The organism is Paenibacillus sp. FSL A5-0031 (assembly GCF_001956295.1).
GTDB lineage: Bacteria > Bacillota > Bacilli > Paenibacillales > Paenibacillaceae > Pristimantibacillus.
Map to the genome: position 1 here is coordinate 61,491 of NZ_MRTD01000013.1, position 18,633 is coordinate 80,123.

12 protein-coding genes are annotated in these 18,633 nt (G+C 44.7%); 11 read left to right on the top strand and 1 reads right to left on the bottom strand.

Annotated features, from left to right (window positions below; translation table 11 throughout):
- Positions 1 to 25: 25 nt before the first annotated feature.
- The 5 genes from BK120_RS22115 (at position 26) to BK120_RS22135 (ending at position 5,621) form a co-directional block, all read left to right on the top strand.
- A complete protein-coding gene (locus tag BK120_RS22115; RefSeq protein WP_144376823.1) occupies positions 26 to 1,156 on the top strand; it encodes a glycoside hydrolase family 88 protein in 1,131 nt (376 codons plus the stop codon).
- A 16-nt stretch (positions 1,157 to 1,172) separates the two neighbouring features.
- Entirely contained in the window at positions 1,173 to 2,390 is a 1,218-nt protein-coding gene (locus tag BK120_RS22120) for a DUF2264 domain-containing protein (RefSeq protein ID WP_372239014.1), read from the top strand.
- Between the two features lie 304 nt (positions 2,391 to 2,694).
- The gene (gene groES / locus BK120_RS22125) at positions 2,695 to 2,976 is read left to right on the top strand and encodes a co-chaperone GroES (RefSeq protein ID WP_054026679.1); all 282 of its coding nucleotides are present in this window, start codon (positions 2,695 to 2,697) and stop codon (positions 2,974 to 2,976) included.
- A gap of 78 nt (positions 2,977 to 3,054) precedes the next feature.
- The gene (gene groL / locus BK120_RS22130; protein WP_076269676.1) at positions 3,055 to 4,689 is read left to right on the top strand and encodes a chaperonin GroEL; all 1,635 of its coding nucleotides are present in this window, start codon (positions 3,055 to 3,057) and stop codon (positions 4,687 to 4,689) included.
- Between the two features lie 317 nt (positions 4,690 to 5,006).
- A complete protein-coding gene (locus tag BK120_RS22135; RefSeq protein WP_076269677.1) occupies positions 5,007 to 5,621 on the top strand; it encodes an undecaprenyl-diphosphatase in 615 nt (204 codons plus the stop codon).
- 178 nt (positions 5,622 to 5,799) lie between these two features.
- On the opposite strand, the gene BK120_RS22140 is transcribed toward BK120_RS22135, so the two are convergent.
- Positions 5,800 to 6,777, bottom strand: a complete 978-nt coding sequence (locus BK120_RS22140; protein ID WP_076269678.1) for a tRNA dihydrouridine synthase — start codon at positions 6,775 to 6,777, stop codon at positions 5,800 to 5,802.
- A gap of 531 nt (positions 6,778 to 7,308) precedes the next feature.
- Between BK120_RS22140 and BK120_RS22145 the strand changes: the two genes are divergently transcribed.
- From BK120_RS22145 to BK120_RS22170, 6 genes are all read left to right on the top strand, one after another.
- On the top strand, positions 7,309 to 7,629 hold the full coding sequence (locus BK120_RS22145) for an ArsR/SmtB family transcription factor (RefSeq protein ID WP_076269793.1): 321 nt from the start codon (positions 7,309 to 7,311) through the stop codon (positions 7,627 to 7,629).
- Positions 7,622 to 8,065 (top strand): SRPBCC family protein, encoded by a 444-nt coding sequence (locus BK120_RS22150; RefSeq protein ID WP_076269679.1) that lies wholly within the window; start codon positions 7,622 to 7,624, stop codon positions 8,063 to 8,065. Before BK120_RS22145 ends, BK120_RS22150 begins: the two co-directional genes overlap by 8 nt.
- A gap of 49 nt (positions 8,066 to 8,114) precedes the next feature.
- Complete coding sequence (locus BK120_RS22155) at positions 8,115 to 8,561, top strand: cupin domain-containing protein (RefSeq protein ID WP_144376824.1); 447 nt, start codon at positions 8,115 to 8,117, stop codon at positions 8,559 to 8,561.
- A gap of 490 nt (positions 8,562 to 9,051) precedes the next feature.
- Complete coding sequence (locus tag BK120_RS22160) at positions 9,052 to 9,249, top strand: hypothetical protein (RefSeq protein WP_076269681.1); 198 nt, start codon at positions 9,052 to 9,054, stop codon at positions 9,247 to 9,249.
- A complete protein-coding gene (locus tag BK120_RS22165; protein WP_076269682.1) occupies positions 9,246 to 10,439 on the top strand; it encodes a winged helix-turn-helix domain-containing protein in 1,194 nt (397 codons plus the stop codon). The genes BK120_RS22160 and BK120_RS22165 overlap by 4 nt, the downstream gene beginning before the upstream one ends.
- A gap of 1,143 nt (positions 10,440 to 11,582) precedes the next feature.
- Complete coding sequence (locus BK120_RS22170; RefSeq protein WP_076269683.1) at positions 11,583 to 18,104, top strand: endo-1,4-beta-xylanase; 6,522 nt, start codon at positions 11,583 to 11,585, stop codon at positions 18,102 to 18,104.
- Positions 18,105 to 18,633: the final 529 nt, after the last annotated feature.

Sequence of the window (18,633 nt, forward strand, 5' to 3'; positions counted from 1 at the left end):
TTCGATGCGAGGAGCGAGTAAGGATATGGAGCAGATCAATTGGGCAAATGAAGCTTGGGCAAATGTACATGAGAAGGTTACGAGAACGAGCAATCGGATTGGTGCAAGATTTCCGCATGCGAGCGTCGATGGAACGTATGTGCTGGAGGCGCCTCAGTGGTGGACAGCCGGTTTCTGGCCGGGCTTGTTATGGCTGCTGTACCGTGATTCGGAGTCGAAGGATGATCGATATAAAGATATTGCCGAAGCATGCGAGCAGCAATTGGATGAAGTATTGTTCGGTTATGATCGCTTGGATCACGACATCGGCTTCATGTGGTCGCTAACGAGTGTAGCCCGCTATAAGCTGCTTGGTGAAGAGCAATCCCGCAGACGAGCGCTGTTAGCGGCTAGTGTACTTAGCGGTAGATTTAATGTAAAAGGAAATTATATTAGAGCTTGGAACCCATGGGGTGAGGGTGATCGCAATGAGGGCTGGGCGATTATTGACTGCATGATGAACCTACCTTTGCTCTACTGGGCGAGCGAGACAACGGGCGACCCAAGATTTAAGCATTTGGCGATGGAGCATGCGGATACGGTGCTGGAGCATTTTATACGGACGGACGGATCGGTTAATCATATTGTAGTCTTTGACCCGCATACGGGTGAATTTGTAAGTGTGAACGGCGGACAAGGCTTTGCACCAAACTCAGCGTGGTCGCGCGGAGCATCGTGGGCGATTTACGGGATGGCGCTCAGCTATCGTTATACGGGCGAGGCTCGGTACTTGGAGGCAGCGAAGCGGGTTGCCCATTTCTTCCTTGCGAACTTGCCTGAGGATTCGGTACCGCATTGGGATTTCCGTCTGCCATCAGGTGTAGAACGTTATCGCGATACCTCTGCTGGCGCTTGTGCAGCCTGCGGTTTGCTAGAAATCGCAAGCTCAGTTCCTTCGGAAGAATCGGAGCTATATCAAGCGGCTGGAGAGCGAATATTTCGCTCACTGTACGAGAATTACGGCGCTTGGGATGATGAGGCGGAGGAAGGCTTGATTTTGCATGGGACAAGCCATTACCCAGAGCGAAGAAACATTGACGTGCCGCTTATTTATGGCGACTATTTCTTCGTAGAAGGTTTAGCACGATTAAGAGGGGATTCCTCGACGTTCTGGTAGAGGAGAGGTAACGAACATGCAAATCGAAAGTGGATCACAGATAAACGAAATGCTACCTGTGCGCAAATACTGGCTGGAGCAGATGCTCGCTATTGGCGATCCTGTGCTTAGCGCCCTTGCGGAGCGCCGTCTTAAAGAGAAGATGCCTATAGAAATCGCAATAACTGCTGGAGAGGCTGATGGTGAGAAAGCTGCCGCTGAACTTAAAGCTGACCGAGCGAAATTCACGCATTTGGAAGCGTTAGGACGTCTTTTATCCGGTATGGCTCCATGGCTTGAGAATCAGCACATTAATGGACACGAAGAGGAGCTGCGAGTTCGTTATGCCGCGCTTGCTCGTGAAGCAGTGGATGCGGGCACTGATCCAGCTTCGCCAGACTATATGAACTTCAGCGATGGTTACCAGCCGATTGTCGACGCTGCTTTTTTGGCGCTTGCGATATTGCGTGCGCCGATAGAGCTTGGTGAAAAGCTGGAGCAGCGTGTGAAAGCAAATGTAATTACGGCGCTGAAGCAAACGAGGACGAGAAAGCCAGTCTTCTCGAATTGGCTGCTGTTTGCAGCAACGATTGAAGCGGCGCTGCTTAAGCTGGGTGAGCTTGACTGGGACCCGATGCGGATCGATTACGCGTTGAAGCAGCATGAACAGTGGTATTTGGGTGACGGCGCATATAGTGATGGTCCGGATTTCCACTGGGATTACTATAACAGCTTCGTTATTCAGCCGATGCTGGTCGATGTGCTTGCCGCAGCAGGTGATGAGCACGAGGAATGGCGAGCCATGCGCGCTGCTGTTGCGAGCCGTTCACGGCGTTATGCAGAAGTGCTTGAGCGGCTAATTGGAACGGATGGAACATACCCGCCAATTGGACGCTCGCTTGCCTATCGTTTCGGAGCCTTTCAAAGCCTAGCTCAGCATGCTTTAAATGATGATTTGCCAGCGTCCGTCACAGCGCCTCAGGTACGCTGTGCGTTAACCGCTGCGATTCGTCGAACACTTGAAGTGCCAGGCAATTTTACAGCGGATGGATGGCTTACAATCGGCTTCTGCGGACATCAGCGAGATATTGGCGAGCGGTACATATCAACGGGAAGCCTCTATTTATGCGCTGCGGTGTTCTTGCCGCTTGGCCTAGCAAGCGAGCATCCTTTTTGGAGTGGAGCTGACGAGGCTTGGACTTCTAAAAAGGCGTGGTCAGGACAGGCATTTGGCATCGATGCGGCTTTGAAGTAAGTTTCTACTGAGCCGGAGGTCGTTTTAAAAAGAGCAAATGGTCGAGAGAAGGGATTAGAGCATAATCGTATTCTCAAGATGTACTTGGCGCATAATAATAGCTTGAGCGAATCACATTGGACGGGCCAATCCGCATAAAAAAGATTTAGTTCCTTCTGCCTAGTGTAAATAAACGGAAAAATGAAACCAAGCACTTGAAATTAATAACGAAAATGAGTATGATAAAAATAGTTGTTAGCACTTGAAGGTTTCGAGTGCTAACGAGAATATAAGCAGCGACAAATTTTGAAGGAGGCTATTTTCAATGATCAGACCTTTGGGTGAACGCGTATTGATCGAAGCAATCGCGAAAGAAGAAACAACCGCTAGCGGTATCGTATTGCCGGATTCGGCGAAAGAAAAGCCGCAAGAAGGCAAAGTGATTGCAGTTGGAAGCGGCACGCTGAAAGATGGTGTTCGTATTGCTCTTGAAGTTAAAGAAGGCGACCGCGTTCTTTTCTCCAAATATGCAGGCACTGAAATCAAATACGAAGGCAAAGAGTATTTGATTATGAAAGAAAGCGAAATTCACGCGATTTTTGAATAACAACCCGCTTAGGGTCACATAGAAGGCAACGCATAAACTAAGCAGTTCTACTTAAACTATTTTGGGAGGTTTCTGTTAATGGCTAAGGAAATTAAATTTAGCGAAGACGCTCGTCGCGCAATGCTGCGCGGTGTTGATGCACTTGCAAATGCAGTTAAAGTAACACTAGGTCCAAAAGGCCGCAACGTGGTACTTGAGAAAAAATTCGGAAGCCCGCTTATCACAAATGATGGTGTTTCCATTGCAAAAGAAATCGAGCTTGAAGATGCTTTTGAAAACATGGGCGCTCAACTTGTTAAAGAAGTAGCTACAAAAACGAATGACGTTGCTGGTGACGGTACAACTACGGCAACTGTTCTTGCACAAGCGATGATTCGCGAAGGCTTGAAAAACGTTACAGCTGGCGCTAACCCTATGGTTATCCGCAAAGGTATCGAGAAAGCTGTTAAAGCTGCTGTTGAAGAGCTTAAAGCAATCTCGAAACCAATCGAAGGCAAACAATCGATCGCACAAGTTGCTTCGATCTCATCTGCTGACGATGAAGTAGGCCAACTTATTGCTGAAGCTATGGAAAAAGTCGGCAACGACGGCGTTATCACTGTAGAAGAGTCGAAAGGCTTTGTTACAGAGCTTGAAGTTGTTGAAGGTATGCAATTTGACCGTGGTTATGTATCTCCATACATGATTACTGACACTGATAAAATGGAAGCTGTCCTAGACAACCCTTACATTCTTATCACTGACAAAAAAATTACGAGCATTCAAGAGATCCTTCCGGTTCTTGAGAAAGTCGTACAATCCGGCAAGCAATTGCTAATCATCGCTGAAGACGTAGAAGGCGAAGCTCAAGCTACTCTAGTAGTGAACAAACTTCGTGGAACATTCACTTGCGTAGCTGTTAAAGCTCCAGGCTTCGGTGACCGTCGTAAAGCTATGCTTCAAGATATCGCTGCTCTAACAGGCGGCCAAGTGATTACAGAAGAGCTAGGCCTTGAGCTTAAATCAACTGGCGTTGAATCACTAGGTTCTGCTCGTCAGATCCGCATCACTAAAGAAACTACAATCATCGTTGACGGCAGCGGTAACTCCGCTGACATCGTTGCTCGCGTGAACCAAATCCGCGCTCAACTGGAAGAAACAACTTCCGACTTTGACCGTGAGAAGCTTCAAGAGCGTCTTGCAAAATTGTCTGGCGGCGTTGCAGTTATCAAAGTTGGCGCAGCTACAGAAACAGAATTGAAAGAGCGCAAACTACGCATCGAAGATGCCCTCAACTCCACTCGTGCAGCGGTTGAAGAAGGTATCGTATCGGGCGGCGGTACTGCCCTCATTAACGTATACAACGCTGTTGCTGCTGTTAAAGCAGAAGGCGACGAGCAAACAGGCGTTAACATCGTTCTTCGTTCCCTTGAAGAGCCGCTTCGCACAATCGCTGCGAACGCTGGTCAAGAAGGTTCGGTTATCGTTGAGCGTCTGAAAAACGAAAAAATCGGCGTAGGCTACAACGCAGCTACTGGAACATGGGTTAACATGTTCGAAGCAGGTATCGTTGACCCTGCTAAAGTAACTCGTTCAGCATTGCAAAACGCAGCATCCGTTGCAGCTATGTTCTTGACAACTGAGGCTGTTGTTGCTGACAAACCTGAACCTAAGGGTGCAGGCGCTGGCATGCCAGATATGGGCGGTATGGGTGGAATGGGCGGCATGATGTAATAAGGGTGACAAACCCTTATACATCAAGGGTTTTCGTCAGTGAAAATCCTGTTTATCAATATTTTTATAACTTTGAGACCTTCCAGATTATTCTGGGAGGTCTTTTTGCGTTTGTCGAAATTCAACGTGAATAAGGATATTGGAGGAGAGGGAGGTAATCGCTGCCAACGGGGGCAACTGCCTATGTGAATAGTAAAGCAAATTTACAAAATGACAATAATGTAACATAGGAACCCTTAATTGTTAGGGGAATCGATGGTTGTTTGCCTATCTGTCTTTTAAGATATAAGAAATAAAGGCAGAGGAGGTGGTGTGAAATGAATTTTTTAGAAGAAAATATTAATTTATTTAGAATGGTTAATGACCTAGGTAAACAATATCCTTACTTAAACCCTACAATGGTTTTCATTGCTGAGTTTACGGTATATTTCTTGGCTTTAGGTGTTATCTTCATTTGGTTTACTCGACATAAACAGAGTAGAATGATGATTGTTTGTGCAACTATTACTTTTGTATTTGCTGAAATTATTGGGAAAATAGCAGGCAAATTTCATTCGAATAATCAACCATTTGCTGAGTTGACAAATGTTAATAAATTAATTGAAAAAGCCGTTGATAATTCTTTTCCAAGCGATCATACAATATTGTTCTTTTCATTTTGTGTATCCTTTTGGTTATTTAGAAAAGGCTGGTGGTTTTTATGGGTTATACTAGCTTCCCTTGTTGGTATTTCTCGTATTTGGGTTGGTGTCCACTATCCAGCAGATGTTCTAGTAGGAGCTATTATAAGCATCATTTCAAGCTCAATTGTTTACCTTGTTGTTCCTAAGTTAAGCTTGACTCAGAAATTGCTAGGGGGCTATGCGAAATGCGAAAATTTGCTTCTATCTCCATTAACTAAATCGAAAGGGAATAGAACAAAGGATTATTAAGAGGAAATAATGCACACAGAAAAAGATAATAGATCCTGTCGGTTATCAGGCAGAAAAGCCTGTAGCAGCTTAGTTTTCTTGAGCGTAAACGCCGTTTGACCACATAGTGTAAAAATGAGAGCCCCTTCAAGAGTTCATTGAACTTTTGGGAGGTCTCTCATTATTTTTGATAAATAGCTTATTCTAATTCTTCGTCTAAAAAAGGTATTACTAAACGACGTACTTCATCTGTTGACGTCGTATCCATCAATTGAGTTCTTAGTTCGCTTGCGCCTCTAAATCCACGAACATAGATTTTGAAAAAGCGAAGAAGTGGTTTAAATGGACGTGGTTCGTTTTCTTTTGAATATTTATCGTGAAGATCTAGCTGTAAAAGTAGTAAGTTGAGAAAATCCTTCGCGCTATGTTCTTTAGGTTCTTTTTCAAAAGCAAACGGATTGGTGAAAATGCCGCGGCCAATCATGACACCATCAACGCCGTATTGTTCCACTAATTTTAATCCTGTTGCGCGGTCAGGAATATCTCCATTAATGGTTAACAACGTATTTGGTGCAATTTCATCGCGTAATTTTTTTATTTCAGGAATGAGCTCCCAGTGCGCCTCTACTTTACTCATCTCTTTTTTTGTACGAAGGTGAATAGAAAGATTCGCAATATCTTGTTTCAATATATGCCCTAACCAATCGCGCCACTCGTTAATTTCAAAGTAACCCAATCTTGTTTTAACACTAACCGGCAATCCACCTGCTTTTGCTGCTTGAATAATTTCGGCTGCAAGTTCAGGATGTTGTATTAATCCAGAACCCTTTCCATTGGATGCGACGTTTTGGACGGGGCATCCCATGTTTAAATCGATACCACGAAAGCCTAGTTTTTTCATATCAATACTCATCTGTTCAAAAAATGCAGGTTTATTGCCCCAAATATGAGCGACGATTGGTTGCTCATCTTCTGTGAACGTTAACCGGCCACGAGTACTGGCTCTTCCTGCAGGGTTACAATAACTATCTGTACTTGTGAATTCTGTGAAAAATACATCGGGTTTTGCAGCTGTACTAACGACGTGACGAAATACAACATCTGTGACATCTTCCATTGGTGCTAATATAAAAAACGGCTTTGGTAAATCAAGCCAAAAGTTGTGTTCGTTACTCATAATATCTCCTCTTGTTGCAATATATAAAAATCGATAAAAGCCGTAGTAAAGTCTTTTACCCAACATACATAATATCATTTTTTTTCGTTTGATGCACAGAATCGATTGTGTGAGCGACAGACATATATTTGGTAACAGTCACCTATCACACATTAAGCTTGATGTTGTTGAATTCGTATGAAGTGCATCTTTGATCTGCACCATTCTTGCTATAATGATTTGACTAATTTAAGAGAACAAACGCTAGTCCCGGAAATTGACCATATAGATGAATAAGGCATTGGAATAGTTGTAAGTTGTCGTGAGAGTGATATAGGTTTCTATCCCAGAAAGTTAAAGCTACTTGCTGCCATTCGTATTCGGCTATACGCTTCAAACCGTGCAACCTGTCGACCTGTTCCCGCATACCATGTACGTTGAGTGCTGTGTGTCGGTAGTGATTAAGTATTTGACTGGACATGCAAAAAAGGGAGCTGAGCAATTTTACTGTGAAGCTTGACATGCAATTAAATGGTTGCATATAATGAGGGCATGGACAAAGTATTTAAAGCACTTGCCGATGGAACTCGCAGAGAGTTACTCGACTTCTTGTTCGCTAATAACGGACAATCCTTAGGAGAACTTTGTAAACAAATGACTATGACTCGTCAAGCTGTTACGAAGCACCTTCAGCTGCTGGAAGAAGCAAACCTTGTTACTGTCGTTTGGCAAGGCCGTGAAAAGCTGCATTATCTTAATCCGATACCTATCGGGGAAATTTATCAACGCTGGATCGGCAAGTTTGAGAGTCACCGGATTGAGGCATTAAACACACTAAAGCAAGCCTTAGAGGAGGATTCTAACCATGAATAAGACTTCATTCGTTTATACGACTTACATCGCAACTACGCCCGAGAAGCTTTGGCAAGCCCTAACTAACAGTGAATTCACCAAGCAGTATTTTTTCGGTCGTGAAATCTTTTCAGATTGGCAAGTTGGCTCCAGCTTTAAATTGATGGATAAAGATAAGGTTGATCATCATGGTGAAGTTCTTGTATGTGAGCCGTATCGTCTACTCACAGTTACCTGGAGCATCAGAGACGTTGAAGGAGAGCGATTCTCTAAGGTTAGTTATGAATTATCACCCTTGAACTCTACTGTAAAACTGACGCTACGCCACGAGGATTTATTAGAGAAGGATATTCGCAAAGATGAAGGCAAGATGGAAGGATTTAATAATGGCTGGCCTGTCATTCTCAACAATTTAAAGAGCTTGCTCGAAACAGGCAACATCCTGCCAGCCTTTTAGTTTATCATTCTGTTACTGAAACAATTAGATCTAAAGTGAGGTGAGCAAATTGGAGCCGAATCAAGCGAATTACTCGGTTAACCATGCAGGTACATTTTCGAATTTTGGAAACGTCACGGAAGGAATGCTAAAAGGGAAAATCTTTCTAAAAGAATCCTTACAACTTACGAGCATGGAAGTTTCACTAAATAATCTGCCCCCGAAGGCGGAAGTCCCTTTCTATCACAAACACAAAGAAAATGAGGAACTCTACATCTTTCTTAAAGGACAAGGTCAATTTCAAGTGGACGGAAACGAATTTGATGTGTTCGAAGGAACCTCCGTTCGAATTGCTCCTGACGGAGTGAGGGCGTTGCAGAATACATCCGCTTCGGAAGATATGTATTTTATCGTTATTCAAGCCAAAGAGAATAGCCTTACCCAATGGGTGGAGACAGACGGAGTAATCCTGGAACAACCTGTCGAATGGATCATGCAATCTCTCAAAACAACCTAAGCATCACACTCCAGCGAATTGTGGATCTTCACCATGAAAGCCCCGCCCGCACTAGGACGGGGCTTTGTTATACCCTAATATTGTAGACGGATTGTAGACGAAAGAATTTTACAAGCTGAATATCCTGAAATGTCGTAGACGAGTTGTCTACAAGAATTCAATAGAATTATATAAACTACATATTTGTAGTTGTGTATCGCATACACGTAAAGAGGTAAATACATATGGTAGATTCAGAAATATAATAATCAAAAGACAGTTGAGAAGTGAGCCACTGACTCCACACATGTGGAGTGTCTAATATTGATAATTCTGAAATAATAAATGAGATGTAACAGATTCGCTCAATTACATTGCTTTAATGATTGCTTACACGTAGGACACGGGCAGCAGTTCATTATCTCTTGTTTTTATGCTCAAGACAATGATAAGATATTACGGGAACATATGTTTGTTTTTGTTAGTGTTCTAACAGATCGGGGGAACAGGCGTGGTTGAAATTGTTGAAAAAGAGCAATTTTCGGTGATTGGAAAATTAGGAAAGGGGATTGCCGATGAAGCTCCCCAATGGATACCAGCATTATGGCAACAAGCAAATAGTAACTTTATTGAGATAAGCAACCTCGCCATCCATCATCAGGTGCAAGCAGCTTCCGTTTGTTTCGATAAGGAGCTGATGCGTACATGATTCAATTGACGAACCGCCAGGCACGGCAGTTTCTGTTATTGAAGCACGGGCTGTTGGGCGAATATCAATTTGCTGGAAAGCAGGGAGTATTGGATTTTGTGCGGCAGGTCGGTTGTATTCAATACGATCCCATCGATGTTTGCGGAAAAAACGCCGAACTGGTGTTGCAGTCGCGTATCAGAGGATTTACCAAGAACATGCTCGAAGAGTTGCTGTATAAAGATAGATTCCTGGTAGATTACCCCGACAAAAATTTGGCTATTATCCCTGTCGAGAACTGGCCGTACTTTGAGCGGTACAGGCAGGCTGCAAGGCAACATGCTAAGCGCTATCCCGAAATGGAAGCGTTGGTAGAACAAGTTCTGGCTCACATCCAAAATCACGGTGTGCTAAGTTCGAATGATCTAAAATTGGAAGGAAATTTCACTTGGCAATCGGTCATCCACTGGAGCAGCGGAAACAATTCATCCCGTTCGGTTCTAGAGCAGATGTACTCGACAGGCGATTTGATTATCCATCACAAAAAAGGAACGCGTAAATATTACGATATCGCCGGTAAGTACATACAGCCAAATCTGCTGAATGCGCCGGAGCCGTTGAAGGGCGAGCTTGAGCATCATAAGTGGCGGGTACTACGTCGAATCGGAGCTGTTGGCCTTTTATGGAATCGCGCATCCGATGCCTGGCTGAACATATGGGGATTGAAAGCGGAGCAGCGCAACGAGGTTTTCCGCCAGCTGTTGCACGAAGCTCGCATTGTTGCTGTTGCCGTGGAACAAATGAAGGATACACTGTACTGCTGTGCGGAGGATTTACCACTAATTGCAGCCGTCCTGCAAAATCCGACGCCGAAATTGCGCTGCGAGCTGATTGCCCCACTAGATAATTTCATATGGGACAGAAAACTGATCAAAGAATTATTTGGGTTCGATTACACTTGGGAGATTTATACGCCTGCAATCAAACGGAAATTCGGCTATTATGTGCTGCCTCTATTATACGGAGAAAGCTTCATCGGACGAGCCGAGGTAATCGCGGAGCGAAAAGCCGGGACGCTTGTTGTGAAAAATATATGGTACGAGGACGGCATAAAGCCAACAAAGCAATTGCGAACAGCCTTAAATAATTGTTTCCAAAATTTCGCATTATTCAACGGATGCAAGACGATTTCGACAGAGTCTTTGAACTGATATTTTCAGTTCCCTGGTACCATTTGCCGACGAGTTTTCGCGTAATACGAAGTTGAGAAGATTGTGGTGTCAAAGGATAGCACAATTAAGTTATATTATCGTTTTGCAGGTACGTCAGAAATTCTCGAACGGCTCGATTGATGGTCATTCATGTAAAGTTATGCCGACCGTTTGGCGGTTTTATATCTGAGAAATTGTGCAACGCTCAGCAGTCCTTACATGTTGAGTATGTGGCTTGGTTGGAACTGCAAATGTAGATCTATATGTTCCCGCATGCGGGCATGTAGAAGTTGTTTGTTCCTTAATTTATAAAAATTTCGAGTCAGTGAATAGGGTAGTTGGGGACGTAAATATATTTTTACGTCCTTATTTTGTTATCCAATTGATTGGAGCTTCTCGTAGAATTGGTAATCTCGTCGTTAATCTTTTTTGTTTTACATGCTTTAGTGCTGTGATTGAAAAAGTCGATATTCAACCATTCGCTAATTAGAAAAGTACTTGCTCATTATTTGAGAAATACATTTAAGAGCGGGAGCCGTCCATTCAAGACTCATAAAGATGTATCTGTTTTTAACAGATTATCCGAAATAAAGCACTGTTGAAATAATAACATGTGGAGCTACTGTCTTAATCGTTCGAAGTCGTGGACACTTTAGAAAATGTGCCCTATCCCCCAAAAATGTTAGAGATGACTTTATGATATAGAACATAGGAGGATTACATGTCCTGGAGCAAAATGAAGAAACAGCTTGAGCGTTTTTTCTGTCCTGCGTTATATGGAGATCATCATAGTAAGATATTCTGAGCTTCATGTATACAAATTTCTTGACGCTGCTAAATGTTGTGAGATAATATTAAAACATACTAGTCATACTAGTAATATCATTTACGCTTTTTTACGTTATATTATCGTTTTGTCTGCGAGGCTGTCACTTTTACCAAATGAAGGTCATGTACCCGTATCCAATCACTTGAAGTGAAAGGATATGAAGGAGGTGATTGTAACCAAGGAAACCGAACAAAGCCGACCAGAAAAGTAACGGGTCTCGTTACCACCACTACAATATACGGCTGAGTGGGTCTATTGCAAATGGAGGTAAGATTTATTGCAGAGAAAAAGTTGAAATCGAAGGAGACTAAAGCATGAACTCTTGTAAGCGCTTTATTTCTTTGTTTCTAGTTGTAATTATGTCACTTACCTTAGTTGATATGAAATTAGTGTTCGCTGACGAGAATATGCCTAATAATAATGAAATTATAAAAACTAACTATACCGCAGCGGCGAATGGCGAGGCGAATCGTACGGCATCAAATGTAATTACACTGGTCTTTGAAGAACCGGTACTGGGATTAGTGGAGAGCGACATTACCATCTCAGCTGGTACCGCTAGTGTAACCAAAGGAACTTTGACTGTGGTGGACGAGTCTAACGGCACTCAATATAATCTCGGAATTAGCGGGGTTACTATTGAAGGCACCGTCAATCTTAAGATTACCAAGGACGGTGTGGACGACTTGGAAAAGATCGTTGATATCCATAGAAACCCGATCACCTTTAACGTGGCAAATGTTGGCGGCACAGCGTTTGTGAGGAACAGCACCGCCATAAGACTGACCTTCAATGCAGCTGTATCAAACCTTTCGGCAGATGATATTATTCTCAGCGCTGGCACCCCCGCCGCAGTATCTAACTACGCTTCCTCATTAGCGGAGAAGGGATCTTTGACGAAAGTAAGCGAAAATGTATACGAACTTGCACTCAGCAGCATTACGAGAACGGGTACGCTCGGTGTCCAGATCGATACAATTGGGATAGAAGCCAATCAGAAGAATGTAATTATTAATGCAAAGGTCGATAAGACGGCTTTACAACCTACGCCGCCCCGCGATATTTTCCCACAGGATATTACCTCTTTGCCCAAGTCACCGGGACTTAACGACCTATTTACGTTTCTAGATCCCACTAGCGGCACAAAGGGCCGAGTAGAAACCGATGACGATTGGCTCGAACGCAGGCAGGAACTCAAAGACCAGATTCAGTACTACTATTATGGCAGAAAGTACCCGACGACTAAGAGCGCCATCACAGTGAATGCCCAGACTAACCAAGTTAATGTCACTATAAAAGACAACGACAGAACCGTGACTGCGAGCCTTGGCAATGTCACCGTACCTATGGGCACTGCGCCCGAGGGCGGCTGGCCAGTTATCATCGCCTTTGGTTTCGGCCAGTCGGCCATGGCGATCCAAAACGGCTACGCAGTAATCAGTGTCTCCAACTGGGGAGCTAGCAGAAACGGAGACTACTATAAGCTATACCCATTTAACCCCTACGAGTATGATTTCAATACGGGTTCGATAATGACGGCGGCATGGACTGTCTCCCGAATCATTGACGCAATGGAGATTAGCGCTGAAGCTAACGACGGTATAAATCAATGGAATATCAACCCATATAAGTCTATTACAACAGGCGTTTCTATAAACGGTAAATATGCTCTGATGTCGGCAGCCATGGACGAGCGTGTCGGTGCGGCAGCGCCCGTAGATAGCGGACAGTCTGGTGTGTCCAGCTTCCGTTACACCGCTGAAGGCAAATTATTTAACTACAACGCACCGTTCGACCGGATTTATCGCAGGAACCAGAAAGGACTCAATAGCATTCAGTACTCTGGCGAATCATTCTGGATGGGTCTTGGAACAGCGGCTGGATTCCACCAACAGACGGATATGGAATATATGCCGTTCGATTCACATGCCGTTGAGGCACTGATGGCACCGAGACCGCTTATCGCATTTGTCGCAGATAATAACTTCGATTGGACGACTCCACCATCTTCTGTAATGGCGATGAGTGCAGCTAATGAAGTCTATGAGTTTCTAGACAGTGACAATATTGCTGTACGTGTGCGCGACGGCGCTCACGCCATCCAGGACGGAGACGTGCCGTTCATGATTGCAATTATGGACAAGACATTCAGTAATAAGCCGCTGGAAGTTAAGGACCTCTACCCAAAAAGCGACCCGCCAAGCTATGGAATAGGGACTTACGACAAAATCTCTGACATGACGATTTCTCCATACGATGTCGACAGCTCCTACATCCGTTGGTCTCGCCCAGGCAAGTACACGCTGTGGACTGAAAATGAGATTGTCACCGAAGGCATTTCTGCGACAATCAAGGTTCACTCTGACGATGCGAAGGTTAAACTAACGATACTTGACGGAAATAACAAGCCGACGAAGGACACGTGGACAGCCGATGTTGTCAACGGCACAGCGGTGTTTAATCTAACGGATGAGCAAGTTAAGATCGGGCGTTACGAAATTACGACCGTTGGTACTGCTAAGGACAGCAAGACTGTATACTTCCAAGGCATCGACTTAGCAACAGGACTGCGCCACGGCACCGCTAGAAATGATAATGGTGCGGCTGTAATGTATGGCTTTACCAGCAAAATCAATAAGGATCTGGTAGAAGTCTACGCCGATGGCAACAAGTTGACACAATCTTTGCAGGAGGATACTGAACAGGCTTGGATTATCAATTACGGCGTAACGACGAACCCTAATGAGAATAACCGCATACTGAATAATGCTTTTAATGTCATCACACTGAAAAAGTTGCAGATGGAGGCTATGCCAGGCAGCACGTTTGAGATTTCGATCGACAAATCTAAGCTGGCGAACAATCAGGAAACGGTCAGCTGGAACGCATCAGCAGCCGTTCAGAAGACAGGTCCTCAGCCGAACTGGCCGCCGTATCCGAACAGCCTGAAGGACGACGGAAACCGTCCTTTACTCACGGCGACAACGACTGACTTTCATGCTGAAATTGCTTTCAGTTTGAATGACATGGTGGATCTGACTGCCAGTGATACGCTCAATATTACATTTGATGAGCCTATGAACAAAGGCGATTTTGGCATCGGCTTTGATTTCTCAGACGACTTTACGCTTAAGTGGGCTGAGGATAACAAATCAGTCGAAGTGACATTCAACAGTATTACAAAAAACAAAGGTGAAGTTTGCAACATATACATCATGCGTCTGAGAGATGCCGCTGGCAATATGATTGCGGCTCCTATACACCATTCATTCACCCTCATGCCAAACTCAGATGTCATTTACTATGAGGGATTTGAAAGCGGCAACACGCTTCAACTAAACGGTGATGCGACAGTTAGTCGGACGCAGGAATATGCTGCCGCAGGTACTAGCAGTCTGAGCGTCGCTCCGACTGCTGCGAACAACTACAGCGGGGTTGCTCTTCGCAATACCTTGCCTACGATGCCGATGCTGCCAGGCGGCAAGTATAAGCTGACAGCCAAGGCACTTAGTGCAAAAGACGCCACATTGGGCGTACGCGTAGAAACCAAAGATAGCGGAAACAACGATACTTACGGCACCGTTGGGAAATCCAAGGTAAATCTTGCAGCTGGCCAATGGGCGGATGTAGCGTTGGAATTCACTGTACCTGCAGACCATAAGTCTGTTAGCGCCATCGTATTTCACAACGACGCACAAATGACAGATTTCACCTTCTATTTAGATGAGGTAAAGCTGCAACTCATAAGCCCGCCTGCGCCAGTGGAGGAGCCAGAGACCAAGGAGTTGTTGCGTTTCGACTTCGACAATAAAGCGGAGCAAGGAAGCCTTTTTACGTCAGCTGCATCCTCAAAGATTGAGTGGATCAATGAAACCGGTGCTGGGAAGAACGACGATAGCGCTTTTAAGGTTACACATGTACCTGATACAAGCTATACCAGCGCAGACAACGCTGTTCGGCTGACTCTTGCTGAGCCGCTTCCTGCCGGAGGAGTTTATAATATCTCTGCATGGTTCTATGCCCCTGTTGTCGGTAACGAAGGCAAGGGTATGCTGAGTGGCCCTGGTCTGGTACTTAATCAGGATTACGCCAATAGCGCAAACAAACTGCCAAGTAATCCAGGCAATCTGCCGATCGGTCAATGGAAAGAGGTAAACGTTCAAACGCCGTTAATGGAGAGACCGTTGGAATCAATCGATTTCCGTTTAGTTACTAACGATGCAGCTGCTCATGCTGATGTGTGGTACATGGACCAGATTGTGATCAGCCAAGTTGGCGATCTAAAGGAGATTCCTAAGTGGGATCTGACATTATCTTCAATCGCAGATACCTATAAGGATTATTTCCTAATCGGTAACGTCATGAGTCCTAGTCAGACGACTGATGCCGAGAATACGGCCATGTATAAGCATCATTACAACGTCATGACGCCTGAGAATGATATGAAGCCGCAGTATTTAAGCTCTGCTAATGGCGTGTACAACTACGGTAATGCCGACAGTCTGGTGAACTGGGCTCAGTCGAATAATATCAAGGTTCATGGTCATACGCTCGTCTGGCATTCCCAGTCAGCTCCATGGCTGACTACGGGCGAAGGTAACAAACCACTTACTCGTGCAGAAGCCAAGGCGAACATGGAACAGTATATCAACAATGTTGCTGGACACTACAAGGACAAAGTTGTATCTTGGGATGTCGTGAACGAGGCCTTTAACGGCGGATCGGGCATTCCTACGGACTGGAAAACGGTTCTGCGTAAGGATTCCCCTTGGTACATGGCTTATGAGAACGGCGCTGATAAGAGCAAGGGAGAAAGCGGCGCCGACTATATCTACGATGCGTTTGTGTTCGCGCGTTTGGCTGATCCGGGAGCTACTCTGTATTACAACGACTATAACGAGAATGAGCCATGGAAACGGGAAGGTATGGCGCTGATGGCCGAAGACCTTAACGAGAAGTGGAAAACGGACGATCGCAACAAAGAGCCTGAACGTTTGCTAGTGGAAGGCATCGGCATGCAGGCGCATTACTGGATCCAGAGCTTGAATACAGACACCGTAGAAGCAAGTATTGCTCGTTTTGTTCAAGCAGGCGTGAAGGTTAGCGTCACCGAGCTGGATATCCCGTCAACGGGCACGCTCACGAAGGAAGAGGAGACTTTACAGGCTGAGCTATATGCGAAGCTATTCGTTATTTTCAAGAAGTATGCGAGCAGCATCGAACGCGTTACCTTCTGGGGCAAGGCGGATTCCCAGAGCTGGCGTGCTTCGGGAAGCCCTCTGCTCTTTGATAAGGCGTTGGCAGCCAAGCCGGCATACTATGCGGTTATCAATCCAGAAGGTTATCTGAACCTTGATCCAAGCCCTGCTGCACCGACTGATGTCTCAGCAAAAGCGAAGAGCAGCAGCGAGATTGAAGTCAGCTGGACAGCTTCGGAGAACGCAACGGGATACAACATTTATCGTTCCGCTTCTGTTGACGGCAGTTACAGCAAAGTCAACACGCAGCTGATTACCGAAAGCAAGTTCCAAAATAGTGGCTTGTCGGCATCAACTACTTATTACTACAAGGTTGCAGCTGTCAATGATGCTGGAGAATCCGTACTATCCGCAGTAACGCAAGCAACGACGAATAGTAATAGCACTAACCCGGATACTACGCCAACATCACCGACGGATCAAACTCCTGTTAAACCTGGTGAAGTAAAGGCAGAAGTGGATTCGAGCGGTAACGCCAAAGCTCTAGTCAAAGCCGATGATGTGAAGAAGGCGTTGCCTGAAGCGAAGGATGGAACGATGAAGTTAGTCGTTCTTGGTACCGAGAATGCCAAACTGATTACAGTATCCATACCAGTTGATCAAGTGAATGCAGCCAAAGAAGCAGGCATTAAACGTATTGAGATTTCTTTCGGGCTCGCATCTGTACAGCTGCCTGTATCGTTATTCGATGGTGCCGCCGGCAAAACCAGTATTGAATTGAGTGTTGCCAAGGTGGATAACAGCACGCTGCCAGAAGCAGCACGCACTTTAGTAGGTTCGAATACGGTTTATGACTTCAACCTAAGTGTTGACGGTCAGAAGATTACTGATTTTGGACAAGGCAAGCAGGTGAAGGTTGAAATACCTTACACGCTGAAGCCTGGAGAGAGCCCGGATCAAATCGTGATCTACTACTTGTCGGATGATGGCAAACTTGAAATCATCAAGAATGGCCGTTATAACAAGGATACTGGCACGGTGGAATTTAATGCGAAGCACTTTAGCAAATATGCTGCCATCGCTAGAGCAGTTAAATTCAGCGATTCGAAAGCAATCGCATGGGCGAGTGACAGTATAGATGGATTGGCTGCACGCGGAATCGTAAACGGTGTGACGAAGGATTCGTTCGCACCAGGCCATTCAGTTACAAGAGCCGAATTCATCCAAATGTTAATGCTAACGCTTGACCTGAATCAACCGAACGCAACAAGTACATTCTCAGATGTTAAGCAAGGTGCATGGTATTACGACTCGGTCGCTACGGCTCAGCAACTTGGTATCGTGTCCGGTCTGACTGATGGTTCTTTTGGTATTAACAACAAGATTACTCGTCAAGAGATGGCTGCAATGGCATACCGAGCGATTCAGAAAGCAGGAATCACGATGAGTGATGAGAAAGCGGCAGCAGCCTTCAATGACGAACTAGCTATTGCAAGCTACGCTAAAGAAGCGGTGGCAGCTATGCATAAAGCTGGCATCATCAATGGCGTTGGGAATGACAAGTTTGATCCAAAAGGAACGGCTACTCGCGCCCAAGCGGCAGTCATCTTGTATCAATTGTTAATGAAGTCTCTGTAATATCTAATTAGTAGAAAAGTAGAAAACCTATGATGTGACTGTTACAAATAAAGTGAAATAGGAGCTGTTCCAAAAGTAGATTTATCTACGATTGGAGCAGCTCCTATTTTTATGATGCTGTTTAGACAGAAAGATGTCCTCCCCTTATCAAACCTATAGCTTACGAACCCAGCAGATCTTATTTGTACCATTAATAATGAATTAAAATTGTAACGAACCCCAGAATCGTTAATTCGAGCAAAGTAGCTCATGAGACCCTGTAAATCATGATATAACGTTAATCAGATTCGTTAAAATGAAAAAAAAGCTGTTTTCTGCATAATAAGCATTATACAGTTCGTTAGAGATATGATCACGGAAGGTTATGCGCACTATTGATTTTTGAAAGTATAGTTAAACGTAATTTTTCAAAATCAATATTTTGAAAATTGGACATAACGATACTTACTGAATAGTCCCTGCCCAAAATTCGGTTTATAATTTCCAAAAATGAACGATTTCCTCGCTCGCTAGCCCAGATCCCAAGTTT

What these genes read in the sequence shown, in the direction of transcription:
- BK120_RS22140 (WP_076269678.1), bottom strand. Translation starts at nt 6,777, where the DNA reads ATGAGTAACGAACACAACTTTTGGCTTGATTTACCAAAGCCGTTTTTT.
- BK120_RS22170 (WP_076269683.1), top strand. Translation starts at nt 11,583, where the DNA reads ATGAACTCTTGTAAGCGCTTTATTTCTTTGTTTCTAGTTGTAATTATG.
- BK120_RS22145 (WP_076269793.1), top strand. Translation starts at nt 7,309, where the DNA reads ATGGACAAAGTATTTAAAGCACTTGCCGATGGAACTCGCAGAGAGTTA.
- BK120_RS22115 (WP_144376823.1), top strand. Translation starts at nt 26, where the DNA reads ATGGAGCAGATCAATTGGGCAAATGAAGCTTGGGCAAATGTACATGAG.
- BK120_RS22165 (WP_076269682.1), top strand. Translation starts at nt 9,246, where the DNA reads ATGATTCAATTGACGAACCGCCAGGCACGGCAGTTTCTGTTATTGAAG.
- BK120_RS22150 (WP_076269679.1), top strand. Translation starts at nt 7,622, where the DNA reads ATGAATAAGACTTCATTCGTTTATACGACTTACATCGCAACTACGCCC.
- groES (WP_054026679.1), top strand. Translation starts at nt 2,695, where the DNA reads ATGATCAGACCTTTGGGTGAACGCGTATTGATCGAAGCAATCGCGAAA.
- groL (WP_076269676.1), top strand. Translation starts at nt 3,055, where the DNA reads ATGGCTAAGGAAATTAAATTTAGCGAAGACGCTCGTCGCGCAATGCTG.
- BK120_RS22135 (WP_076269677.1), top strand. Translation starts at nt 5,007, where the DNA reads ATGAATTTTTTAGAAGAAAATATTAATTTATTTAGAATGGTTAATGAC.
- BK120_RS22120 (WP_372239014.1), top strand. Translation starts at nt 1,173, where the DNA reads ATGCAAATCGAAAGTGGATCACAGATAAACGAAATGCTACCTGTGCGC.